Source organism: Microbacterium enclense (genome assembly GCF_001456955.1).
Taxonomy (GTDB): domain Bacteria; phylum Actinomycetota; class Actinomycetes; order Actinomycetales; family Microbacteriaceae; genus Microbacterium; species Microbacterium enclense.
This window is the reverse complement of record NZ_KQ758467.1, coordinates 23,491-46,889: the sequence shown is the minus strand read 5'-3', so window position 1 is coordinate 46,889 and position 23,399 is coordinate 23,491. Positions and strand designations below refer to the sequence as shown.

Sequence of the window (23,399 nt, the reverse complement as noted above, 5' to 3'; positions counted from 1 at the left end):
GGCTACGCCCGCCTTGTGGTGTCTCCGAGGGGTTGCGCAGGACGCCCGAGACTGCGCCGACGGGGCGCCGGAGAGGAGATGTTTCGGCTCACTCCCGCGAGGTGCCGCAATCGCGGTGGAGATGGTTCGGCTCGCCATTCGATACCGAAGAACGCGTTGCGGTCCAGCCCCTGTCGCGACGAGAAATCGAACGACTACCGTGACCGTCGTGACATTCAACGACAATGCGCGCGTCGGCGGGAACACCGCCAAGCGCCGAGGTGGAACCGTGGCAGCCATCGGCGGCGGCACGGTCGGCCTCGGGGCGATCGTGGTGCTGCTGATCCAGGCGTTCACGGGAGCCGACCTGAGCGGTCTCGTCGGTGGTGGGGCCCCGGCGAGCCCACAGACCGGCGGCGAGCAGATCGCCAGCTGCGAGACCGGACAGGATGCCAACCGCGACGACGCCTGCCGCCTGGCTGCGGCGTCGCTCAACATCGACCAGTTCTGGGCCGAGCGCCTCGACGGGTACCGCGAGCCGCAGCTGATCATCGTCGACCGGGCGACGTCGAGCTCGTGCGGCACGGCGTCGAATTCGACGGGCCCGTTCTACTGCCCGCCCGATGAGGCCGTGTTCGTCGACCCCACGTTCTTCTCGATCCTGCGCGACCAGTTCGACACGACCGCCGGTCCGCTCGCGCAGCTCTACGTGCTCGCGCACGAGTACGGCCACCACGTGCAGAACCTCACCGGCGTGATGCAGCAGTACCCGAACAACGGCACCGGACCCGACAGCAACGGCGTGCGCACCGAGCTGCAGGCCGACTGCTACGCCGGGGCGTGGGTCGCCGCGGCGGGCGAGCAGGTCGACGAGAACGGGACGCCCTATCTCCAGCCGCCCACGGCGCAGCAGATCACCGACGCCCTCTCGGCCGCAGCCGCCGTGGGCGACGACCACATCCAGGCAGAGTCGGGCGGAGTGGTCAACCCCGAGAGCTTCACGCACGGCTCGAGCGAGCAGCGCACGCGGTGGTTCGATGTCGGTTACGACACCGGCGTGAACGCGTGCGACACGTTCTCGGTGCCGGGGCAGAACCTGTAGACCCGCGGGCGCCGGAGGCGCCTGGGGCCGACGGACCGTTCCGTCGCCCCCAGGCGCATCGTCAGGACGCGGCGATCGTGACGTCGAAGGTGGTGCGCTGCCCGTCGGGCCCGGCGATCCATCCCTTGGTCGTGCCGGCCTTCTCGGCGGAGAAACCGGCGTTGAAGGAGGCATCGTCGTCTGTCGCTCCGATGACGGCGGCCTCGAAGTGCAGGACGGTGTCATCGTCGGATCCGCCCGTACCGCTCCAGACTCCGTCCTGATCGGCATCCGGGACGACGATCAACGCCTGTCCGAGCTCGAGGGTGATCGGTCCTTTCGCGAGCTCCGCCGGGGTGACGATCAGCGGGGCGGGGACACCCTCGATGAAGGTGCCGGCGTCGGCGTCGGTGTCGGCATCCAGGTATTCATCGGGGGTGGGGACACCGTGGATGAAGGGGATCTCGTCGCCGCCGCCGGTGTCGTCCTGAGCGGCGGCGAAGGCTGCTGCGCCCGAGGTCAGCAGGCCCGCGGTGAGGATCGAGGCGGTCACGGCGGTGAGGATTCGCTTGCGCATGGGGGTGCACCTTTCAGAGGTACCGCGCCCCGTTCCGGGTGAACGAGTGAGCATCGCGGCGTACATGTGTTTCATGGCCGGGACCTCGTCCGCTCTTTCGCCGAACCGGCCGTTTTTCCTCGAGATTTCCTGAGAGCATCGCCGTGGCTGGAACCCGCGCGCCGCCGGGCGCCGGCGCGGGGCGGCACAGAACGGAACGGCACGGCACAGGTCACGTCGATGACGTACGGGCTCGCGCTGCGACACGCGCTGCCTGCGTGAGGCTGAGGCCCGGGACATAACAGCGCAGAAGCGCCAGAGCGATGCCCGGCAGCTGGACGGCATCGGGATAGACCATCCACAGGGGGGAGAAGTCCGGTTGGAACTTCTTCTTGAAATTCGCGAGCGACCGAAAGCCGTAGGCGGGCTCGAGCAGGCCGCTCAGCATCTCCAGGAGGCGGTCCAGCGCGGGCAGAGCCGCGACCTGCTGCTCCCGGTGCGGAGCCAGGGGAGAGCCCGACAGGCTCAGAACGGTGCAGCCCTCTTCGCGGGTGACGTCGACGGCGGAGCCGATGAGGAACTCCATCACACCGTTCATGGCGTCATGTCGGCGTCGCATGACGTCCAGCGCGTAGCCGGAAAGTCCCTTGGCGCCGAAGATGGGGATCCACGTCGTGACGGCGACGATGTGACCTGTTGCGTCGCGCGCGAGCATCAGGCGCGTGGCGGGGTCGGCGGCCTCATCGACGCTACCGAGCGTGAACCCCATTTCCGGAATGGTCTTGTCGGCCACCCAGGCTTCTGAGATCGCCCGGATCTGCAGCCGGTCGACGACGCTCAGCTCGTTCCACGTGATCCATTGCGCGTGTACTTCCTCTCGCTGGGCGCGGTTGGTCGCCGTTCGCACGTCCTGACGCTTCTTGCCCGCCGGGGTCCACGACTGCGGATCCATGGTCGCTTCGTCCGCGACACGGACGCGCTGCCACTGCAGCGGAGCGAGGGCCTCCGCGAAACTCTGATCGACGCTGTAGAAGACGGGGGTCCACCCGTTCCGACCGCAGAACTCCACGAAGGCGTGTCCGATGCGGGGATCGTTGCGGTCGGCTCCGAATGCTCCGCCGAGCGTGACGGCGACGCGCCCGTGCACGCGATACGCGATCGCCGCATCGGCGTCTGCGCAGAACCAGTACAGGTTTCCCGGCCACGTCGCCATGAATCCCAGCGAGCTGCATCCTCGGCGCACCATCTCGTCGGCACGGGCCCTGTCGTCGGCTCCGCGAACCGCCTGTGGGGTGACCATGAGACGGAAGGTGCCCCCCGCACACACTGCCCAGAAGATGAGGGACGGCAGGTACCAGAGGGCCTGCGCGGCCGCTGACTCGGGGACGTAGGTGACGGCGGCAGCGGGTATCAGGGAGGGGGGAAGCAATCGCATCGGGAGATCGCCCACGATCTCTCCGACGCTCGGCCGAGGAGTGAAGTCCCCCGAGAGTGAGAGGCTGCCCGCGAGCGTGGCAAGGGATACCCCCGCGGCCGCCACGACGATCGTGCAGACGAAGATATTCTCCGCCCTGCGGGTGGATGAGACCGGCACTGCGCGGCGACACAGGAAGAGGGTGACGGCGACCCCCAGGGGAACCATGGCCCCCACCACGAGGCCGACGAGCGTCTGCCACACGAAGGCGGCATCCACGCCCTGCACCTGAGCGAAGAGGGCGAGCGTGTCCGGCTCCGATGCGACGAAGACGTACGTCATCCCACCGCACAGGAGGATGTTCATCCCGATGGCGATCCACAGGGCGCTCCGCCTTCCTCGCAGGATGCCCCATGCGGCGACGAGCAGGACCGCAAGCGGTATCGCGGCGATCCACCCGGCGTTCGGTTGGAGTTCGTCGTACGCGGCGCCGTCCGGGCAGGGGACGGCGAACGAACCCGGGACGCAGACCGTTCCGCCGGCGAGCACGAGCGGGTCGTACGACAGCCACCCGTAGGCGGAGAGCAATCCGGCGCCGGTCCCCCACACGGTGGCGATCACCGGCCCCACCGCGACCACGGTCGTCAGAGCCGCGAGCAGGACCCGCGTCTCGTGATGCGAGCTGCGTTGCACACCCGATGTGCTCCTCGCTCCTCCGGTCAGCCTGCCCAGGGCGATACCCACGGGGAGTGCGACCACGGCGTAGAGGTCACCCGCGGAGGCCGCGTAGAGGAAGAGGGTCACGGCGACCAGTGCCCCGAGGAGGCGGATCCGTCGGCGCCAGAGCGCGTCCGTGAAGCAGCTGGCGGCCATGGCGACGACGAGCAGCGCCGCGACGGGGTTCGCCCCACCGGTCGGTTCCGAGTTGAGCGGCAAGGCAGTGAGAACGGTGCTCTCCAGCTCTCCCACGAGCACACCGACGACCGATGCGATGAGTCCGCCACCGACGAAGGCGAACAGCATCCGCACACCGCCCATCACCCGTTCGGCCCAGCCGCACACCAACAAGGTGGCAACGAGCACGACGACGAGCAGTGCGGGATCGTCCACGCGCAGCAGACCGAGCGCCAGAGCGCGAAGGTCGTACATACCTGAGCCGCGGAACTCCCCCGTCCGCATGCCCACCACGCTCACGCCCAGGATCACCGCGGCGAGGACGAGGGAAGGCAGACGGATGTATCGGCCGCTGGTGCCCCAGACGGGAACGTGCATGTGCAGCATCTTTCTGTTCGATCGTGCCCCACCGCGGGAGGTCTTCCCACGAAGGGCTCCCGTCTGGAACATCGTGGAAGGCGCGCTGGCAGGAAGCCGCCGGCGATGAGGGCGGTGACGGCTGACGGCGGCCGCGGTTCAGGAACAGGAGCGTCCCGTGTCGATGGCGGCTGACGATCGCTGGAGCACGAGGCCGGGTCCGGAGACGGGATTGCCGTGCTGGCCGACCTCCCAGGTGGCGGCCAAGGGATCGGCATCCATCAAGGTCGCCACAGACGGGAAGAACCCCGCACCCATTCCGCTGGAGGAGTCGGCCCAGTGCAGGACGAGCTCGTCGTCGAACGAGGTGTGCATCGAGGGGTCGCGGGAGAGTTGCAGCGACGACGTGAAGGTGCCCTGGAGTGGGTTCTTGGAGCCCGCCGCCGTCAGCGCGGGCGCGCACGTGCCATCGCTCAGAGCGACGGCCGATGTCGCATTCGCGATCGTGCCGTGCAACAGGTCACCGGTGGCTGCTGCGTCGAGCGCCACGACCACGGGAAGCGACCCCGCGGTGTCATAGACGTCGGCGCCCGCGTACGGGGTGATCTCTCCCACGAGCACGGCCCCGCCGAGGGCACGTGCGAGTGTGGCACCGGAGGGTACGGTCAGGACCGGAGTCACCTCCGTCACCGTGCCGTTCGAGATCTGCGCCTGATAGATGGTGCTCGCATAGGCGTTGCCCTCCAGCACGCGGTCGCGCGCGCTGTCGCTCATCGCGAGGCGGGCTCCCGTGCTCGTGACGAACACCTCTCCCCCGCGCGCGACGGCCCCGACCGCACCGGCCGCCGTCTCGGGAATACGTACGGACACCCCCGTGTCGTACGGGCGTTCGCACGTCGGCGGAGTCGTCGTGGTCGACACGGAGGCGCACGCGGACGAGACGTCGACGGGCGTGGCCGGTGCAGCACAGCCCGAGAGCAGGAACCCACTGAGCAGCGCGAGCGCAGCGAACGAGGGCAGGGCGACGGGAGTCTTCATGGATGACTTTCTGCAGGTGAGGGACGGAAGGGTGCTGAGGCGCCGCAGCGGGGGCGACGACGGACGCTATCGCGATTCGGCATGCTCCGAGTGAATGGCGCATGTCTCTTCGGAGCGGGGTGTCCGTGAACGCCGCACCTTCTCCGTTCATGGCCGGCACCGAGTCCTCTCTTTCACCGAGATCGTCGAAACCTTCTCGCCCGTCGGCGCGAAAGATGAGCGGCCGGTCGGACATGATCGACGTGTGCACCATCACTCCCTCGAACGGTCTCGGGCGTACGAGGCCTTCGTCCGCGCGAACGGAGACGCCGTCTTGCGATTCCTGCGCCGCCGCGCCGACCCGCAGACCGCAGATGACGTCTTCTCCGAGACGATGCTCGTGGTGTGGCGCCGGTTCGATGAGGTGCCCGACGACGCCCTGCCCTGGCTGTACGTCACCGCACGCAATTGCTTGCGGAACGCGGAGCGTTCCGCGCGCCGGCAGAAGCGCGTCGTCGACCGCATCATCACCGTGGATCCGCCCTCGGAGACCGCTCTCGACGCGACCGCCGACCCCCGGGAGGACTGCCTCCGCGCCGCGCTCGCCCGCCTGTCGAAAACGGACGCCGAAGTGCTCAGACTGTGGGCGTGGGAAGAGCTCGGTCCGCAGGAGATCGCGACCGTCATCGAGGCGTCGGTGAACGCCGCCACCATTCGTCTGCACCGCGCCAAGAAGAAGCTCCGACAAGAGATGGAGGCGGTCTGCCCGCCTCTTCCCGCCGCACCTCTGGAGGGAGGAGCACGATGACCGAGGATGACGACCTGAAAGCGCTCATGCGCCGCGCCGATCCGAGCGCCGCCTCCGCCCCGCTCGATGACGCCCGCATCCGACGCGTCGTCGCCGCGGCCGAGCGCGACGACCCCGTCCCCTCACGACGCCGGCGCCCCCGCTTCCTCATCGCCGGCGCCTCTCTCGGCGCTGCCGCAACGGCAGCCGGGGCCGTCATCATCGCCGGCCTCGTGGCGACACCGGCCGTCCAGGCCCCCGGGCCCACCGGCGGGGCCATCACGTGCGACGCGCCGTCGGATGCCGCTCTGCGCACGAACGACACGGCCTACGAGGCCACCGCGACGAGAATCGACGACGGTGTCGTGACCCTCACGGTGACGACGACCTTCCTGGGTGATCCCGGCGCGAGCGCCGAGATCCCTCAGATGAGCGATCCCGAAACAGGCGGCGACCTGTTCGTCGTCGGCCACGCCTACCTCGTCGCCTCGACCGGTGGTTTCGCCTCGGAATGCCTGACCGGGCCGGCGACGGACGAGCTCCGCCGGGCCTACGTGAGCGCTTTCGGACCGGGGGTCGGCGGCTGAGGTCGCACGTGATGGAGGGCTGTCGAGGCATGACCCGGCGCCCGTGCAGAGCGCCGGGTCATGGCATCCGCGGGTCAGTCCTCGCGCGTGCGCGTGCGCAGGATGACGACGATCAGCACACCGATGAGCACCACGACGCCGCCGCCCAGCACCAGGCCCAGGGTCAGCCCCGACATCCCGCCCGCGGTGTCGGGCTCGGCCGCCTCGGCGACGCCGCTCGCGCTGGCGCACGGTGACGCGTCCGAACCGGCCGACACGCTTTCACCCGTGGACGTGAAGGGGATGACGCCCGACACCGGGTGCCCGTCCGACGACACCGCCCGCCACTCGACCGAGTACTCCCCCGGCGCGCCGAGGGCGACGGGCACCGTCAGGGTGGGCCCCGCGAGTTCCGCACAGGCGCCCTCGTAGTGCCGCCCGTCGGGACCGACGACGATGACGATGTTGCCGCCGTCGGCGCCGAGCAGGTTGGCGCTGAAGTCCAGACGCACCTCCGACAGCGATGAGACCGAGTCGCCCTCGGCCGGCGTCGACGACACGAGCGAGTCGTGGGCGGATGCCGCGGATGCCCCGCCCAAGGCGGCGGTCAGCGCCGCAGCGACCACCACCGCCCCGGCCAGCGCCCGGCGGACCAGATCGCGGGAGGCCACGATCAGCCGCGCTTCGGACGGCGGGCGAAGGCGAGGGCGCCGAGAACCGCCCCGGCGGCGGCGACCACCAGCGCGGCGATGCTCAGACCCAGCGCGACGCCGGACGAGTCGCTGGGCGCCGCGGCCGTGGCATCCTCCATCGCGGGCGCGGCGGAGGCGGTTCCGTGGCTGTGGCTGTGCTCGCCGGTGGGCGGGGCGTCGTTGACGTAGAGCACCGGGGCGGGCTCGAGCGTGTCATCGGCGGCGACCTCGTCGGGCGTGGCCGCCCAGTCGACGACCTCGCCGTCGGAGTAGGTCTGCGCCGCCGGCAGCACGAGGTGACCGGTGTCGGGCACCGGGCCGAGCACGGCCGAGAAGATCTGGAACTGGTCCTGACCGATGCCGACGCCCGGGTCGGCCTGCCACACGATCTTCAGCGGAGCGTCGGTGAGGGTGTTGCCGTCGACCTCGACCGGGGCCGGCAGCGCCCCCTTCTCGACCGTGGCGGTCCACCCGGGGACGGGCTGCACGAGCACGGCGCTCAGCGGGGTGTCGGTGGGGAGCGTGACCTCGAGCTTGACGGTGGATGCCGTCTCCGATTCGGTCGGCACGCGGAAGTTCACCGTGGCGTAGCTGCCCGGGGTGGCGGTGTTCGGGTTGACGGTGACGTGGGCGGATGCCGCGAGGGGCGCGGCCAGCGCGAGTGCGGCGCCGGCGGCCAGGCCCACGAGGGCACGACGAAGAGTGGTCTTGCGAGACATGGATGCTGCTTTCGGAATATGCGCACGCCGAGGGGGCGTCGAGCGCGAGGAATGAGGGTCGGGATGTCACGCCGCGAGCGGCGGACCCCGGTGCCTCATCGTCGACAGCACGGTGAGCGCCCGCGGGAGCGAGAGGGGCGCGGGCGCGGGCGGCGCGGCATCCGTCGGTCCGAGACCGCGCACGGGGCGGAGAACACGTAACGCCCGCACGAAGAATCGCGCGACGGCGCGCAGCGCCTGTTCTCCGCGTCCGACGGCGAGCACCGTGACGACGGCGGCGAGCGCGTGCGCGGCCCACATCCATGGCGAGTCCGCATGGGCCGCCGGCGCGTGCGCGGGAGTTGCCTGCAGGAGCGCCGCCGTCGCGTGGTGCCCCGCACCGACGACCGCGCCGCCCTGCAGGTCGAGCACGAGCAGGGCATGGAACAGCGCCTGACTCATCACCACCGCGACAGCGAGCCGCCCCCATGACAGCGCCCGTCCCGCGAGCATCACGCAGACGGGAGCGGCGAGGCAGAGCGCGAGGACGATGTTCGCGAACGGCGGGAGCTCGCCCCCGACCGCCGCGTGCGACAGCGTCGCGACGAAGGTCGCCACGGCGGCCGCGGCGACACCGCGACCCACGCGCGTGGCGCGCCCTGCTCTCGACGACATCCCCTCCAGCCTAGGCGGACGGTCAGGCGCCTCGGCCCCGGTGCACCGACGTCGAACCAGTCCGGCGTTCGGGCGCGCCGCGGGTTCGACCGGCCTTCCTCAGCGTCGTCGCACCGCCGTGCCGCGGTCGACCGTCGGACTCACCACACCCGCGCGATCGTCGACGAGCCGGCGCCGTCCGATCCAGCCGGTGAGTCCACGTCCGTCCCTCCAGACGAACAGCAGCGCGACGGTCGCGAGGCCCAGCGCCAACGCCGTCGACGACCACGGGGCGGGCAGGGCGCTGAGCACGGTGTACGCGCCGACGCCCGTGAGGAAGCGCAGTGGGCGCGCCACCCACCGCGGCAGCACGCCGTCGGTGAAGCGCACCCGCGTGGCGATGTCGCCGATCGAGCGTCCCGTCGTCAGCACGACGCCCAGCCAGAGCCCGGCCGAGACCACCGTGCCGGCCAGCGACGCGACGTCGTCGGTCGCGAAGGTCGCCGCCTCCCCCAGGACGAGGCTGATCACCGCCTGCACGACGACGCCGACCGCGAAGCCGACGAGCCAGATGCCCACGACGTCGCACACGATGCCCAGCACGCGACGGCGACGGGTCACCGGGCGGGGCTTCTCGGCATCCGGGGTCTTCCGCACTCCGCGGTGCTGCGCCGGCACGGCGAACGCGAGCACCGACCCCAGCAACGCCCCGGACGTGTTGGCGATGAGGTCGTCGACGTCGAAGACGCGGTAGGCGCACGGAAAGATGCCCCAGACACCCGTGAGCTGCGTCGTCTCGATCACCGCCGAGATCGTCAGCCCGGCGAGGCCCGCGATCAGGATGCCACGACCCCCGAGCACCCGCAGGAAGAAGCCGAGGGGCAGGAACAGCAGCACGTTGAGCGCCACCTGCAGCACGACGGGGTCGGTGAGATAGCGCCCCGACACGGCGACGGCGGCGCGGATGTCGTCGACGAACTCGAACGGCCGCAGATTCACGCCGCGGCAGCGGTAGTCGTCGGACTCGGGAAGCGGAATGAGCGTGTAGGTCCAGATCGCCCAGAAGTACACCGCCGCACCGGCCCATGCCGCGGTGCGCAGGAGGGTGAGACCCCCGCGACGGCGGTAGCTGATCGCCACGAACGGGACGAACGCGAGCACCGCGACGACGGCACCCGCCCCCACGGCGAGCAGTCCGGATCCGAGGATGTTGTCCACATCGCGAGCTTAGGGAAGCGCCCGCACGTCGGGAGACACTGTGGGAATGACCCGCGCCGAGGAGCTTCGAGACACGATCGCCGCCCGCATCGACGAGACGGACTTCGTCGCGCACGGCCTGCACGTGCGGGTGGGCGACGACAGCGCGACCCGGCGGTGGACTCCCGATGAGCGGGAGGAGATCCACTCCGTCGCCAAGGCCGTGGCCGTGCTCGCCGTGGGGCTCGCCGCCGGTGAGGGGCTGGTGACCCTCGACACCCCGGTGCGCGGTCTGCTGCCCACCACCCGGGACCTCACGCTCCGGCATCTCCTGACGATGACCAGCGGCATCGACTTCCCGTACTCCGAAACGATGATGACCGACTGGCCCGACCTCGCGGCCGAGTTCCTCTCCCGACCGTCACGCGGTCGCGTCTTCCAGTACTCCAACGCCAGCACCTACACCGCGATGCACGCGTTGGCTCAGCGGGTCGGCGACATCGAGGCGTACCTGCGTCCCCGCCTGTTCGCCCCCCTCGGCCTCGGCGACGTCTCGTGGCGCCGCTGCCCCCTCGGTCGCGTGCTCGGCGGCGAAGGAATCGCCCTCCGCACCGACGAGATGGCGCGCCTCGGCCAGCTGATCCGCGACCGCGGCGCATTCGACGGCCGCCGCCTGGTCTCGCCCGGGATCGTGGATGCCATGCACGCGGGCTGGGTGCCCACGGGCAGCGACGCCGACGGGTACCGCCGCTACGCCCTCGCGGGGTGGGACGGCCCCGGTGACGGCTGGCGGTTGCACGGCGCGCACGGCCAGCTCATCGTGTTCGCGGGCGACGCGGTCGTCACCGTCACCGCCCACGATCACGGGGGCGCCGACGCGCTGGCGGCGTTCATCACCACCCGCGCGACCGGCGTCTGAACCTGTGCGATGGCCGCGCCGGAGCGCGATGGCTGCGCCGGAGCGCGGTGGCCGCGCCGGAGCGCGACGGCCGCGGCTGAGCGCGACGGCCGAGCCAGAGCGCGGCGGCTGAGCCTCAGCCCGGTGGCTGAGCCCGGGCACGGTGGCTGAGCCTCAGCCCGGTGGCTGAGCCTGTCGAAGCCACCCCCGCAATCCGCGGGAGCGACCCCTCGGCACGCTCAGCCACCTCGCCTCTCTCCCCGCGAGCGACCATCCGATGAACGCCGAGCGCGCCGGATTGCGCAGAACTCCCAGTGCGCGTAATGTCGCGCGCCGTGACTGACGAAAGTCGCGGGGACGTCGAAGAGACTCCGATCGCGAAACGAATCCTGATCGGCGAGCCCCTGACGTCCGAGAAACTCGACGAACAGCTCCTCCCGAAGAAGATGGCTCTGCCCATCTTCGCCTCCGACGCCCTCTCCTCCGTGGCCTACGCCCCGCAGGAGCTGCTGATGATCCTGCTCATCGGCGGCACCGCGTTGCTGACGCTCAGCCCGTGGGTCGCGGTGGCGGTCGTGCTGCTGCTGGTGGTGGTGGTGCTGAGCTACCGCCAGCTCATCAAGGCGTACCCCTCGGGCGGCGGCGACTACGAAGTCGCGAGCAAGAACCTCGGCGAGATCCCCGGCGTCATCGTCGCCGCGGCCCTGCTCGTCGACTACGTGCTCACGGTCGCCGTGTCGGTGGCATCCGGTGTCGACAACATCATCTCGGCGCTGCCCGAATTGAACCCGTTCCGCGTCGAGATCGCCGTCGGCTTCGTCATCCTGATCGTGATCGTGAACCTCCGCGGCGTGCGCGAGGCATCGAGCGTCTTCGCGATCCCGACGTACCTCTTCATCGGCTCCGTCGCCGTGATGATCGTGGTGGGCCTCATCCGCACCCTCGCCGGCGACGCGCCCGTCGCCTCCAGTGCGGAGTACGACGTGCAGGCGGAGTCGCTCACACAGGCAGCCCTCATCCTGCTCGTGCTGCGCGCGTTCTCGAGCGGCTGTTCGGCACTGACGGGCGTGGAGGCCGTGTCGAACGGCGTGCCCGCGTTCCGGATGCCGAAGATCCGCAACGCCCAGACCACGCTGACGCTCATGGGCGGCATCGCCATCCTGCTGTTCGCCGGTCTGACCGCCCTCGCCCTGATCGCCAAGGTGCACTACGCCGAGAACCCCTGCCACCTCATCGGCTTCGACTGCGTCAACAACCCGCAACCGAGCCTCATGGCGCAGGTCGCCGCCGCGACCTTCGGTGCGGGCAGCATCTTCTTCTTCGTCATCCAGGCCGCGACCGCGTGCGTGCTGCTGCTCGCCGCGAACACCGCGTTCAACGGCTTCCCGCTGCTGGGCGCCGTTCTCGCCCGCGACGGCTACGCCCCCAAGGCGCTGAACACCCGCGGCGACCGGCTCGTGTACTCCAACGGCATGATCATCCTCGGCATCGTCGCCATCGGCGTGCTGATCGTGTACCAGGCCAACCTCACGACGCTGATCCAGCTCTACATCATCGGTGTGTTCGTGTCGTTCTCGCTCGGGCAGATCGGCATGGTCAAGCACTGGCGACGCGTGCTGCGGGGCCTTCGCGACCTGCCGGCCGAGGCGGCGAAGCAGCAATCCGCCGCGATCGAGCGCCGGTCGGCGATCTCGGGCCTGTGGATCAACTCGCTCGGCGCGGCCATGACCGTGCTCGTGCTGCTGATCGTCACGGTCACCAAGTTCACCCACGGCGCGTGGCTGGTGTTCATCGCGATCCCGATCCTCGCCGTGCTCATGGTCGGCGTGAACCGGTACTACCGCGATGTCGAGCACGAGATCCAGATGGATGACACGGTGCACTTCGGCTCGTCGGGCGACGTCGCGATCGTGCTGGTCAACCGCCTGCAGAAGCCCACGTCGAAGGCGATCGATTACGCCCTCGCGGCCAAGCACGACAAGACGTTGGCCGTGCACGTCGCGATCACCGAGGAGGAGTCGGCCAAGCTGCAGAAGGACTGGGCCGAGCACGAGGTGCCCATCCCCCTCGTCATCATCGACTCGCCCTACCGCACGTACACCTCGCCGGTGTCGGCGTTCATCAAGCGGTACCGCGAGAAGAACGGCTCCGCCGTGGTCACCGTCTACTTGCCGCAGTACATCGTGGGGCACTGGTGGGAGTCGATCCTGCACAACCGCCGGTCGCGGCGTCTGGCGCACCAGCTCATGCTCGTGCATGGCGTCACCATCACCCTCGTGCCGTGGCTGCTCGACTCGTCGGAGCTGATCTACGGCCGCCGTTCCCGGCCGCTCCCCGGCCAGCAGCGCGGCGGGCAGCCCGTGGCCAACGCCCCGGCCCCGCGCGGGAAGAAGACGCCGCCGCCCGGCTCGGCATCCTGAATCCGCGCCGACGCCCCCGCCCTCGTGGTGGGGGCGTCGGCGTTGCGGGGCCGGTCGTGCACGGTTCCGCATATTGGGTCGCGCTCGCCCCGCCGCAGGCCGGGGTGTGCGGGGCTCCGGAACCTCGCGGCGAACCGGGCCGAAAAGGGCCGAGGCGTGCCTCTGCCAGCCCTTCTCTCCGGAGCGCGGCACGCGCCGCCCGCGGCACCGAACATGGACACCGCCGCGTGCTCACGCCAGGGTGGATGTCATGCCGATCCTCGCCCTGCTGACCTTGACCGTCATGGTGATCGCGCTCATCGATGCCATCACCCGCCGTGACGACCAGGTCAAACACATGCCGAAGTTCGTCTGGGTGTTCTTCATCGTGCTGCTGCCGCTGATCGGCTCGATCCTGTGGTTCACGCTCGGTCGCGAGTACGAGCAGCGCTCGACGCCGATGACATTCGGCGACCCGCGGCGGTGGCAGAAGACGCCCGACCCCTCGCCCGCACCGCACCCGCACGATGCGCGGAGCACGGAGCAGCAGATCGCCGACCTGGAGCGCGAGATGCACCTGGCCGACCTCGAGGAGCAGGTGCGCCGCCGCCGAGCGGACGGCGGCGCGGCGGGCTGAGGCGGGCGCTGCGGCTGAGGCCGGGCCCCGCGGCTGAGGACCGGCTGAGCCCCGCGCCGGGGCCGAGAGTGGCCTCCACGCAGCCGACGTCAGTCGGTCGGCCGCTGACGCATCCGCTTGACATCGGTGCGACGCTGCTTCGCCTGCAGGCGGCGCTCGGTCGAGCCGCGCGTCGGCTTCGTCGCGCGGCGGGGAGGCGCCGGAGCACGCACCGCTTCGGCCACGATCGCGGCGAGGCGGGCGCGCGCGGCGTCGCGGTTGCGCAGCTGGTTGCGGTGCTCCGACGCCGCGATGGTGAGCACGCCGGCGACCAGGCGGTTGCCCAGCCGCTCGACGATCCGCTGCCGCTGCACCGGGGTCAGTGCGCCCGACGAGGCGGCATCCCACATCAGCTCCACCCGGGAATCGGCGGTGTTCACGCCCTGCCCTCCGGGACCCGACGACCGCGAGAACCGCCACGACAGCTCGGACGCCGGGATCACGAGCCCGGCCGAGACCCGCACACCGGGGTCGTCGGATGCAGGCATGTGTCCATCTTGCGCCGCCTCGCTCCCCCGCGGCGCGCGCACGACTCCTGCAGGTGCCGGTATCCGGGTCGTCTGCCGCGCCGAGAGGTGCTTTGTGCAGGAGTTGTGCGGGCGACCGGCCCGACGGCGGCGGCCGCTCCGCCCGACGGCTCCGCCGGCAGGCGCGGGCGGAGGCGCGGCCCCTGACTCGCCGGCATGCCGCGGCGCCGGCCGCGGGTCCGTCACCCCGGGCACAACTCCTGCACATCGGCCCTTCCGACGCGCTCGCCCGCTCTCGCGGCTTCCTCCGCAGGAGTCGTGCTCGGCCCTCGTCGCACCCACCCCGTCAGCAGTCCGTATGGGTCCGTCGGCGAGCCGTAGGGAAACCGTAAGGACGCCCGGATGCCACGGCCCGGCGGAGTTGTATCGACACACGTGCCGCCCCGCGGCGCCCGCGGTCCGCCGCGGACACCTCCGAACCTGGAGTCGTCGTGCTCGATGTCGTCTTCCTCGCCGTGACCGTCGCGCTGTTCGCGCTGGTCGCGCTCGTCGCCAAGGGGGTCGAGCGGCTCGGGCCCGAAGCCCGCCCCTCGTCGCCCCGCACTTCCGCGCCGGGCCGCTCCCGCCCCGCGGGAAGCGGGGTCGAGCGACCGTGATGTTCTTCTCGATCCTCGCCGCCGCACTCGCGGTCGCCGCCGTGGTGTATCTCGTCGTTGCGCTCGTGCGCCCCGAGAAGTTCTGACATGGATGCCGGAACCATCTGGTCCATCGTCCTGACCAGCCTCACCCTGATCACCACCCTCGGCCTGGCGTACCGCCCGCTCGGCGACTACATCGCCCGCATCTACACCGGCGAGCGCGATCTCGTCGTCGAGCGCGGCACCTACCGCCTGATCGGCGTCGACCCGCGCAGCGCCCAGACCTGGCAGGCGTACCTGCGGTCGGTGCTGCTGTTCTCGTTCGTCGGCGTCGTGCTCGTCTACGCCCTCCTGCGCCTGCAGACGGTGCTGCCGTACTCCCTCGGCCTCGAAGCCCCCGGCGAAGCACTGTCGTTCAACACCGCGATCTCGTTCGTCACCAACACCAACTGGCAGTCGTACGGCGGTGAGACCACCCTCGGTTACACCGCACAGTTCGCGGCCCTCACCGTGCAGAACTTCGTCAGCGCGGCCGTCGGCATCGCCGTCGCCGTCGCCCTCGTGCGCGGCTTCGCCTTCCGCCGCAGCGGCGTGATCGGAAACTTCTGGGTCGACCTCGTGCGCGGCACCTTCCGCCTGCTGCTGCCCGTCTCGGTCGTCGCGGCGATCGTGCTGCTGGCGGGCGGCGTCATCCAGAATCTCAACGGGTTCACGGATGCCACGACCCTCGCAGGCGCGGCCCAGTCCATCCCGGGTGGGCCGGCGGCCTCGCAGGAGGCGATCAAGCTGCTCGGCACGAACGGCGGCGGCATCTTCAACGTCAACTCCGCGCACCCGTTCGAGAATCCGACGCCCTGGACGAACCTCTTCCAGATCTTCCTGATGCTCGTCATCCCGTTCTCGCTCCCCCGCGCGTTCGGCCGCATCGTGGGCGACGACCACCAGGGCTACACGATCCTCGGTGTGATGGCCGCGATCTTCGCGGCATCCACCGCCCTGCTCACCTGGGCCGAGATGGCCGGGGCCGGCACCGCGCCGATGCTCGCGGGCGGCGCGATGGAAGGCAAGGAGGTGCGGTTCGGCATCTTCGGCTCGACGCTGTTCGGCTCCACCAGCACGCTGACCTCGACCGGGGCCGTGAACTCGATGCACGACAGCTACACGGCGCTGGGCGGCGGCATGCCGATGCTCAACATGATGCTTGGCGAGATCGCACCGGGCGGCGTCGGTTCGGGCCTGTACGGCATGCTGATCCTCGCCGTGATCGCGGTGTTCGTCGGCGGTCTGCTGATCGGCCGCACGCCGGAGTATCTGGGTAAGAAGATCGGCCCGAGGGAGATCAAGCTCGCCAGCCTGTACATCCTCGTCACGCCCACCCTCGTGCTCGCGGGCACCGCGCTGAGCTTCGGCGTTCCTGGCATCCGGGACGATGTCGAGGGCACCTCGATACTCAACCCGGGCGTGCACGGCCTGAGCGAGGTGCTGTACGCCTTCACCTCGGCGGCGAACAACAACGGCTCCGCTTTCGCGGGTCTGACCGCCAACACCCCGTGGTTCAACACGGCCCTCGCCGTGGCCATGCTGCTCGGACGCTTCCTGCCGATCGTGTTCGTGCTGGCCCTCGCCGGGGCGCTGGCGGCCCAGGATGCCGTGCCCGCCACCGCCGGCACCCTGCCGACGCACCGCCCGCAGTTCGCGGGTCTGCTCGCCGGCGTGGCCGCGATCGTCACGGCCCTCACCTACTTCCCGGTCCTCACCCTCGGACCCCTCGCCGAAGGACTTGCGCTCTGATGTCCACACCCCTCGCTCCCGCGGTCCCCGAGCCCGTCGAAGGGCCGGCCCCGGCTCCGCGCCACGCGGCCCCCGAGCCTGCCGAAGGACCCCGCCGCGCATTCAGCGCCGCGCAGATCGTCGCCGCCCTCCCGGGCGCCGCGAAGAAGCTCGACCCCGCCGCGCAGTGGCGGAACCCCGTGATGTTCCTCGTGTGGGTGGGCGCGGCGTTGACAACGCTGATCGCGGTCGCGGAGCCGTTCCTGGGCGACGCTTCGACGGGCTCAGCGTCCGGTAGCGGGTCCGCCGCCGATCAGCTCCCGTTCGGCTTCACGTGGGGCATCGCCGTGTGGCTGTGGCTCACCGTGTTCTTCGCGAACATCGCCGAGTCGGTCGCCGAGGGCCGCGGCAAGGCACAGGCCGCGACCCTGCGCAAGACGCGCACGACCACCTCGGCCCGCCGGGTGGTTTCCTACGCCGCCGACGATCCCGCGGCATCCGGGGCGGCCACCGAGGACGTCCCGTCGGGCGACCTCCGCGTCGGCGACATCGTGCTCGTCGAGACGGGCGAGCTGATCCCCGGCGACGGCGACATCGTGCACGGCATCGCGACCGTCGACGAATCCGCCATCACGGGCGAGTCGGCCCCGGTCGTGCGCGAGTCGGGCGGCGACCGCAGCGCGGTCACGGGCGGCACCCGCGTGCTCAGCGACCGGATCGTCGTGAAGATCACGTCCAAGCCCGGAGAGACGTTCGTCGATCGCATGATCGCTCTCGTCGAGGGCGCGTCGCGCCAGCGCACACCGAATGAAATCGCGCTGAACATCCTGCTTGCGAGCCTGTCGATCGTGTTCGTCGTGGTCGTACTGGTGCTCAACCCGATCGCCTCCGCTGTGGTCCCTGAGCCTGTCGAGTCGCCGGTGTCGATCCCCGTTCTCGTGGCGCTCCTGGTCTGCCTGATCCCCACCACCATCGGCGCGCTGCTGAGCGCGATCGGCATCGCCGGCATGGACCGCCTGGTGCAGCGCAACGTCCTGGCGATGTCGGGGCGCGCGGTCGAGGCCGCGGGAGACGTCACGACCCTGCTGCTCGACAAGACCGGCACGATCACCTACGGCAACCGCCGCGCCTCGGCGTTCGTACCGCTCGACGGTGTCGGGGCCGCGCTGCTTGCGGAGTACGCGTCGCTGTCGTCGCAGGCCGATCCGACGCCCGAGGGCGTCTCGGTGGTCGAGCTCGCGGCCGCGCAGGGCATCGTCGCCGAGATGCCCCGCGGCGCCGAGCCCGTGCCCTTCACGGCGCAGACCCGCATGAGCGGCCTCGACCTCGCCGACGGCACGCGGGTACGCAAGGGCGCCGCATCCGCCGTGGTGGCCTGGCTCGCGGCATCCGGCTCCCCCGTTGCCGAGGTGCTGCGCGCGCAGCTGCAGAGCGAGACGGATGCCATCTCGCAGTCCGGCGGCACGCCCCTGGTCGTGGCGACGTGGACCCCCGCGGACGCTTCGACAGGCTCAGCGACCGCTCTCGCAACCGAGGTCCCTGAGCTCGTCGAAGGGACCGGCACCACGCACGGCCCGGCGGCTTCGACGAGCTCAGCCGCCTCCGCCCGCACCGAGGTCCCTGAGCCCATCGACGGGACCGGAACCCGCGCAGAACCGGTGGCTTCGACAGGCTCAGCCACCTTCGCCGAGACCCCTACCGGCGAGGGCCGTGTGCTCGGCGTCATCCACCTCAAAGATGTCGTGAAAGACGGTCTGCGCGAGCGTTTCGAGGAGCTGCGCGCAATGGGCATCCGCACCGTGATGATCACGGGCGACAACCCCCTGACCGCGAAGGCGATCGCCGCCGAGGCGGGCGTCGACGACTACCTCGCCGAGGCGACGCCCGAAGACAAGCTCGCCCTCATCCAGCGCGAGCAGGAGGGCGGCAACCTCGTCGCCATGACCGGCGACGGCACGAACGACGCGCCCGCGCTCGCGCAAGCCGATGTCGGCGTGGCGATGAACACGGGCACCTCCGCCGCCAAAGAGGCGGGCAACATGGTCGACCTCGATTCCGACCCGACCAAACTCATCGACATCGTGCGCATCGGCAAGCAGCTGCTCATCACGCGCGGCGCCCTGACGACCTTCTCGCTCGCCAACGACATCGCGAAGTACTTCGCGATCATCCCGGCGATGTTCATGGGGGTCTTCCCCGGGCTCGCGGTGCTGAACATCATGCAGTTGTCGTCACCGGCATCCGCGGTGCTCAGCGCCATCATCTTCAACGCGATCGTGATCATCGTGCTCATCCCCCTGGCTCTGCGCGGTGTGAAGTATCGCGCGGCCAGCGCCTCGAGCATCCTCAGCCGCAACCTGCTCGTCTACGGGCTCGGCGGCGTCCTCGTCCCCTTCATCGGCATCAAGCTCATCGACCTCGTCGTGAGCCTGCTCCCCGGCTTCTGAAAGGCCCCGTCATGCGCGCCTCCCTGCGTACCGCCGGCGTCGCCGTCCGCGCGATGCTCGTCTTCACCGCTGTGCTCGGCGTCGGCTACATGCTGCTGGTCACCGCGATCGGTCAGGTCGCCCTGCCGTTCCAGGCGAACGGGTCGCTCGTCCGCACGGCCGACGGCTCGGTGAGCGGCTCCCCGCTGATCGGGCAATCGTTCCAGGATGCCGACGGACAGGCGCTCCCGCAGTACTTCCAGTCCCGTCCGTCCGCCGCCGGCTACGACTCCTCCGCCTCGACGGGCTCGAACCTCGGCCCCGAGAACGCCGATCTCATCGACTCGATCGCCGCGAACCGTTCCGCTTTCGAGGCGCTGAACGGCTCGGGCACGGTCCCCGCCGATGCGGTCACCGCCTCGGGCTCGGGCCTCGATCCCGACATCTCCGTCGCGAACGCCGAACGCCAGGTCGCGCGGATCGCCGACGCCCGTGGCATCCCTGTCGCCGACGTCGAAGCGCTGGTCACCGAGCTCACGCTGCCCCGCGACCTCGGCTTCCTCGGCGACCCGCGCGTCAACGTGTTCGAGCTCAACCGCGCGCTCGACGCCCTCTGAGCGACGAGAATCGCTGACATGCCCGTCGTCGCGTCCCCTTCCGCCGTCGCGCTTCCCGCGCGGCGGCGGGTTCGCGTGTGCATCGCGGCACCGGCGAGGGTCCCGGTCCCTTCGACAGGCTCAGGAACCTCGCGAGCGATGGAAGTGGCTGAGCAAACAACCCAGGTGGCTGTGCCCGTCGAAGCCACCGGAACCCTCTCGGCACCGGTCCCTTCGACAGGCTCAGGGACCTCCCGACGCACGAGTGCGGGGGCGGACGCGTGAAGCGCGGGCGCCTCCGGGTGCTGCTGGGCATGGCGCCCGGCGTGGGCAAGACGTACGAGATGCTCGAGGAGGGCCGCCGCCTCCGCGACGAAGGGCACGACGTGGTCATCGCCATCGTCGAGACCCACGGCCGCGTCGCCACCGCCGCCCAGGCCGCGGGTCTCGAGACCGTCCCCCGCCGCGCCGTTGCCCACCGCGGGGTCGCGCTCGACGAGATGGACCTGGATGCCGTGCTCCGGCGGCATCCGCGAATCGCGCTCGTCGACGAGCTCGCGCACACCAATGCGCCCGGCTCCCGCAACGACAAGCGCTGGAACGACGTCGACGAGCTGCTCGCCGCCGGCATCGACGTCATCACCACGGTGAACGTGCAGCACATCGCCTCCCTCAACGACGTGGTCGAGAAGATCACCGGGGTCGCGCAGCGCGAGACGGTTCCGGATGCCGTGGTGCGCGCCGCCGACCAGATCGAGGTCGTCGACCTCGCCCCGCAGTCGCTGCGCGACAGGCTCGCGGCGGGCTCGGTGTATCCGGCGGAGCGGATCGACGCGGCCCTGTCGAACTACTTCCGCCTCGGCAATCTCACGGCTCTGCGCGAACTCGCGCTGCTGTGGCTGGCCGACGAGGTCGACTCCGCACTGCAGCGGTACCGCTCGGAGCACGGCATCGAGGGGTCATGGCAGGCGCGCGAGCGCGTGGTCGTCGCCCTGACCGGCGGCCCCGAGGGCGAGACGCTGCTGCGTCGCGGCGCGCGCATCGCCGCGCGCTCGGCCGGCGGCGAGCTGGTGGCCGTGCACGTGTCGACGCAGGACGGCCTGCGTCGCGGCTCCCCCGGCTCGCTCGAAGAGCAGCGCGCGCTGGCCGAGACGCTCGGCGGCACCTACCACCAGGTGGTCGGCGACGACCCCGCCGTCGCCCTGGTCGAGTTCGCCCGCTCGGTGAACGCCTCGCAGCTGGTGATCGGCGTGAGCCGCCGGGGTCGTCTGGCCGCGGCCCTCACCGGCCCCGGCATCGGCGCGACCGTCATCCGCCTGTCGGGCGACATCGATGTGCACATCGTCAATCACGCCCGCGCCGGCGGACGGTTCACCCTGCCGCGCCTCACCGGCCCCGCGCTCAGCGCGAAGCGTCGCCTCCTGGGCTTCGTCACCGCGCTCATCGGCGGGCCGCTCATCTCGCTGCTGCTGCTGTCGACGGGCTCCGACGACTCCATCACCACCGACGTGCTCGCGTACCAGCTGCTCGTCGTGGTCGTAGCGCTGATCGGCGGCATCTGGCCGGCGATGTTCGCGGCGGTGCTGTCGGGGGTCACGCTCGATTTCCTCTTCATCGAGCCGCTGTACACGGTGACCATCAGCGATCCCGTGCACGCGATCGCGCTGGGGCTGTACGTGGTCATCGCGCTGCTCGTGAGCATCGTCGTCGACCAGGCCGCCCGTCGCGCCCGCGCCGCCCGCCGGGCCGCAGCCGAGGCCGAGCTGCTCGCCACCGTCGCGGGCAGCGTCCTGCGGGGCGAGAGCGCCGTGCCGGCGCTGGTGAGTCGCGCCCGCGAGGCGTTCGGTCTCGCGGGGGTGCGGCTCGTGGCATCCGATGGGTCGACGCTCGCCACCGACGGCGAGCCGGTGCGCGACGGCCGGTCGACGGGTGTTCCCGTGGGCGCCGATCGCGCGGTGCTCGAGTTGCACGGGCGGGATCTCGATGCCGGCGAGCGCCGCCTGCTCGACGTCGTCGTCGCGCAGCTCGCCGCCGCCCTCGAACGCACCGACCTCGCCGAGACGGCCGCCGAGGCCGGCGCCCTCGCCGAGACGGATCAGGTACGAAGCGCCCTGCTGTCGGCCGTCAGCCACGATCTGCGCCGCCCGCTCGCCGCCGCCGTCGCCTCGCTCGGGGGTCTCCGCGCCGCGGGCGACAACCTCTCCGACGACGACCGCCGGGAGCTCCTCGAGACCGCCGACGAGAGCCTGGCGACCCTGTCGGTGCTGGTGACCGACCTGCTCGACGTGAGTCGTGTGCAGGCCGGAGTGCTTGCGGTGTCGCTGACCGAAGTGGACGCCGCCGGGGTCGTGCTCGCCGCCCTCGACGAACTCAAGCTGGGCCCGGATGCCGTCGAGCTCGCCCTCGACCCCGACCTGCCCGCGCTCCGCGCCGACCCGGTGCGGTTGCAGCGCGTGATCGTGAACGTGCTGACCAACGCCGACCGGTACACCCCCGATGGGCAGCGCGTGCGAATCGCGACGAGCCGGCTGGGCGGCATCGCCGAGATTCGCGTGATCGACCACGGCCCCGGGATCGCCGCGGAGCGCCGCGACGACATGTTCTCGCCGTTCCAGCGCCTGGGCGACACCGACAACACCGCCGGTCTCGGCCTGGGCCTCGCGCTCTCGCGCGGCTTCGCCGAGGGCATGGGCGGCACGCTCACGCCGGAGGACACCCCCGGCGGCGGGCTCACTATGGTCGTGGCGTTGCCGGTGGCCGCCGACCGGCCCGCGGGTGATCCGTACACGGTGAGCTCGGCCACGCCGACGACGCCGCTCGGGCGATCCGTGACCAACGACCGCTCGCCTGCGGCCCGAGGCGAGGGGACCGCGGCATCCGGCCCGCCCGTGTCCGCCGACCGCACCCCACCCGAGCCGGGCGGCGCGCCCGCGGCATCCCGATTCCGAGAGGACGCCCCGTGAAGATCCTGATCGCCGACGACGACCCGCAGCTCGTCCGCGCGCTGCGCATCACCCTCGCCGCGCACGGCTACGACGTGGTCGCCGCCGCCGACGGCGCCGCGGCCATCACCCTCGCGGCCCAGTCCCACCCCGACATCGTCTTGCTGGATCTCGGGATGCCGCACCTCGACGGGGTGCAGGTGATCGAGGCCCTACGTGGGTGGACGACCGCGCCGATCATCGTCGTCTCGGGTCGCACGGGGTCGGCCGACAAGGTGGAGGCCCTCGACGCCGGCGCCGACGACTACGTCACCAAACCGTTCCAGATCGACGAGCTGCTGGCCCGCCTGCGGGTGCACGGTCGGCGATCGGTGCCCGCGAGCGGCGAGTCGGTCGTCCGCTTCGGCGACGTCGAGGTCGATCTGGCCGCCAAAGCGGTGTTGCGGGCGGGAACCCGCGTGCACCTCACTCCGACGGAGTGGCGGATGTTGGAGTTCCTCGTCCGCAACCCAGGCTCACTCGTGACGCGTCAGACGCTGCTCAAGGAGATCTGGGCGAGCGAACAGGTCGCCGACTCGGGCTACCTGCGCCTCTACATGTCGCAGCTGCGCAAGAAACTCGAGGCCGACCCCTCGAACCCGGTGCACCTGCTCACCGAGCAGGGGATGGGGTATCGGCTGGCGGTCTGAAGCGCG

General features: G+C 70.9%; 21 protein-coding genes. 13 read left to right on the top strand and 8 right to left on the bottom strand.

Annotation, left to right across the window (positions count from 1 at the left end; genetic code table 11):
* Positions 1 to 208: 208 nt before the first annotated feature.
* Positions 209 to 1,081, top strand: a complete 873-nt coding sequence (ypfJ, locus tag AS029_RS00225) for a KPN_02809 family neutral zinc metallopeptidase (RefSeq protein WP_058231151.1) — start codon at positions 209 to 211, stop codon at positions 1,079 to 1,081.
* 61 nt (positions 1,082 to 1,142) lie between these two features.
* Here ypfJ and AS029_RS17125 read toward each other — a convergent pair whose 3' ends face one another.
* From AS029_RS17125 to AS029_RS00210, 3 genes are all read right to left on the bottom strand, one after another.
* Positions 1,143 to 1,637 (bottom strand): hypothetical protein, encoded by a 495-nt coding sequence (locus AS029_RS17125; protein WP_058230618.1) that lies wholly within the window; start codon positions 1,635 to 1,637, stop codon positions 1,143 to 1,145.
* Between the two features lie 211 nt (positions 1,638 to 1,848).
* Positions 1,849 to 4,302, bottom strand: coding sequence for a bifunctional lysylphosphatidylglycerol flippase/synthetase MprF (locus tag AS029_RS00215; protein WP_167345209.1), 2,454 nt, complete (start codon positions 4,300 to 4,302; stop codon positions 1,849 to 1,851).
* A gap of 138 nt (positions 4,303 to 4,440) precedes the next feature.
* Positions 4,441 to 5,319, bottom strand: coding sequence for a hypothetical protein (locus AS029_RS00210; RefSeq protein WP_058230616.1), 879 nt, complete (start codon positions 5,317 to 5,319; stop codon positions 4,441 to 4,443).
* 244 nt (positions 5,320 to 5,563) lie between these two features.
* Here AS029_RS00210 and AS029_RS00205 point away from each other — a divergent pair, with 244 nt between their 5' ends.
* Together AS029_RS00205 and AS029_RS00200 are read left to right on the top strand one after the other, a co-directional pair.
* Positions 5,564 to 6,106 carry an RNA polymerase sigma factor gene (locus AS029_RS00205; protein WP_058231150.1) on the top strand — a complete coding sequence of 181 codons (543 nt, stop codon included), beginning with the start codon at positions 5,564 to 5,566 and terminating at the stop codon, positions 6,104 to 6,106.
* Positions 6,103 to 6,672 (top strand): hypothetical protein, encoded by a 570-nt coding sequence (locus AS029_RS00200; protein WP_058230615.1) that lies wholly within the window; start codon positions 6,103 to 6,105, stop codon positions 6,670 to 6,672. Before AS029_RS00205 ends, AS029_RS00200 begins: the two co-directional genes overlap by 4 nt.
* Before the next feature lie 74 nt (positions 6,673 to 6,746).
* Here AS029_RS00200 and AS029_RS00195 read toward each other — a convergent pair whose 3' ends face one another.
* From AS029_RS00195 to AS029_RS00180, 4 genes are all read right to left on the bottom strand, one after another.
* Positions 6,747 to 7,322, bottom strand: a complete 576-nt coding sequence (locus AS029_RS00195) for a copper resistance CopC family protein (protein WP_058230614.1) — start codon at positions 7,320 to 7,322, stop codon at positions 6,747 to 6,749.
* A gap of 2 nt (positions 7,323 to 7,324) precedes the next feature.
* Positions 7,325 to 8,062, bottom strand: a complete 738-nt coding sequence (locus AS029_RS00190; protein WP_058230613.1) for a YcnI family copper-binding membrane protein — start codon at positions 8,060 to 8,062, stop codon at positions 7,325 to 7,327.
* Between the two features lie 66 nt (positions 8,063 to 8,128).
* Positions 8,129 to 8,716 (bottom strand): hypothetical protein, encoded by a 588-nt coding sequence (locus AS029_RS00185; protein WP_058230612.1) that lies wholly within the window; start codon positions 8,714 to 8,716, stop codon positions 8,129 to 8,131.
* A 99-nt stretch (positions 8,717 to 8,815) separates the two neighbouring features.
* The gene (locus AS029_RS00180) at positions 8,816 to 9,913 is read right to left on the bottom strand and encodes a VanZ family protein (RefSeq protein WP_058230611.1); all 1,098 of its coding nucleotides are present in this window, start codon (positions 9,911 to 9,913) and stop codon (positions 8,816 to 8,818) included.
* 46 nt (positions 9,914 to 9,959) lie between these two features.
* Between AS029_RS00180 and AS029_RS00175 the strand changes: the two genes are divergently transcribed.
* From AS029_RS00175 to AS029_RS17960, 3 genes are all read left to right on the top strand, one after another.
* Positions 9,960 to 10,811, top strand: a complete 852-nt coding sequence (locus AS029_RS00175; protein ID WP_058230610.1) for a serine hydrolase domain-containing protein — start codon at positions 9,960 to 9,962, stop codon at positions 10,809 to 10,811.
* Positions 10,812 to 11,113: 302 nt separating this feature from the next.
* Positions 11,114 to 13,210: an APC family permease gene (locus AS029_RS00170; RefSeq protein ID WP_058230609.1), complete on the top strand. Its 2,097-nt coding sequence runs from the start codon at positions 11,114 to 11,116 to the stop codon at positions 13,208 to 13,210.
* Positions 13,211 to 13,460: 250 nt separating this feature from the next.
* The gene (locus tag AS029_RS17960; RefSeq protein ID WP_058230608.1) at positions 13,461 to 13,826 is read left to right on the top strand and encodes a PLD nuclease N-terminal domain-containing protein; all 366 of its coding nucleotides are present in this window, start codon (positions 13,461 to 13,463) and stop codon (positions 13,824 to 13,826) included.
* A gap of 89 nt (positions 13,827 to 13,915) precedes the next feature.
* On the opposite strand, the gene arfB is transcribed toward AS029_RS17960, so the two are convergent.
* Positions 13,916 to 14,353 (bottom strand): alternative ribosome rescue aminoacyl-tRNA hydrolase ArfB, encoded by a 438-nt coding sequence (gene arfB / locus AS029_RS00160; RefSeq protein ID WP_058230607.1) that lies wholly within the window; start codon positions 14,351 to 14,353, stop codon positions 13,916 to 13,918.
* A 470-nt stretch (positions 14,354 to 14,823) separates the two neighbouring features.
* Between arfB and AS029_RS17455 the strand changes: the two genes are divergently transcribed.
* From AS029_RS17455 to AS029_RS00130, 7 genes are all read left to right on the top strand, one after another.
* Entirely contained in the window at positions 14,824 to 14,988 is a 165-nt protein-coding gene (locus tag AS029_RS17455; RefSeq protein WP_167345208.1) for a hypothetical protein, read from the top strand.
* On the top strand, positions 14,988 to 15,074 hold the full coding sequence (gene kdpF, locus AS029_RS17120; protein ID WP_058230606.1) for a K(+)-transporting ATPase subunit F: 87 nt from the start codon (positions 14,988 to 14,990) through the stop codon (positions 15,072 to 15,074). Before AS029_RS17455 ends, kdpF begins: the two co-directional genes overlap by 1 nt.
* Position 15,075: 1 nt before the next feature.
* Positions 15,076 to 16,761, top strand: coding sequence for a potassium-transporting ATPase subunit KdpA (gene kdpA, locus AS029_RS00150; RefSeq protein ID WP_058230605.1), 1,686 nt, complete (start codon positions 15,076 to 15,078; stop codon positions 16,759 to 16,761).
* Positions 16,761 to 19,187 carry a potassium-transporting ATPase subunit KdpB gene (kdpB, locus tag AS029_RS00145; protein ID WP_058230604.1) on the top strand — a complete coding sequence of 809 codons (2,427 nt, stop codon included), beginning with the start codon at positions 16,761 to 16,763 and terminating at the stop codon, positions 19,185 to 19,187. The genes kdpA and kdpB overlap by 1 nt, the downstream gene beginning before the upstream one ends.
* A gap of 11 nt (positions 19,188 to 19,198) precedes the next feature.
* Positions 19,199 to 19,783, top strand: coding sequence for a potassium-transporting ATPase subunit KdpC (gene kdpC, locus AS029_RS00140; RefSeq protein WP_058230603.1), 585 nt, complete (start codon positions 19,199 to 19,201; stop codon positions 19,781 to 19,783).
* Positions 19,784 to 20,043: 260 nt separating this feature from the next.
* Complete coding sequence (locus tag AS029_RS00135; RefSeq protein ID WP_082642069.1) at positions 20,044 to 22,725, top strand: DUF4118 domain-containing protein; 2,682 nt, start codon at positions 20,044 to 20,046, stop codon at positions 22,723 to 22,725.
* Positions 22,722 to 23,393 carry a response regulator gene (locus AS029_RS00130; protein WP_058230602.1) on the top strand — a complete coding sequence of 224 codons (672 nt, stop codon included), beginning with the start codon at positions 22,722 to 22,724 and terminating at the stop codon, positions 23,391 to 23,393. Before AS029_RS00135 ends, AS029_RS00130 begins: the two co-directional genes overlap by 4 nt.
* The last annotated feature ends 6 nt before the right edge of the window (positions 23,394 to 23,399 follow it).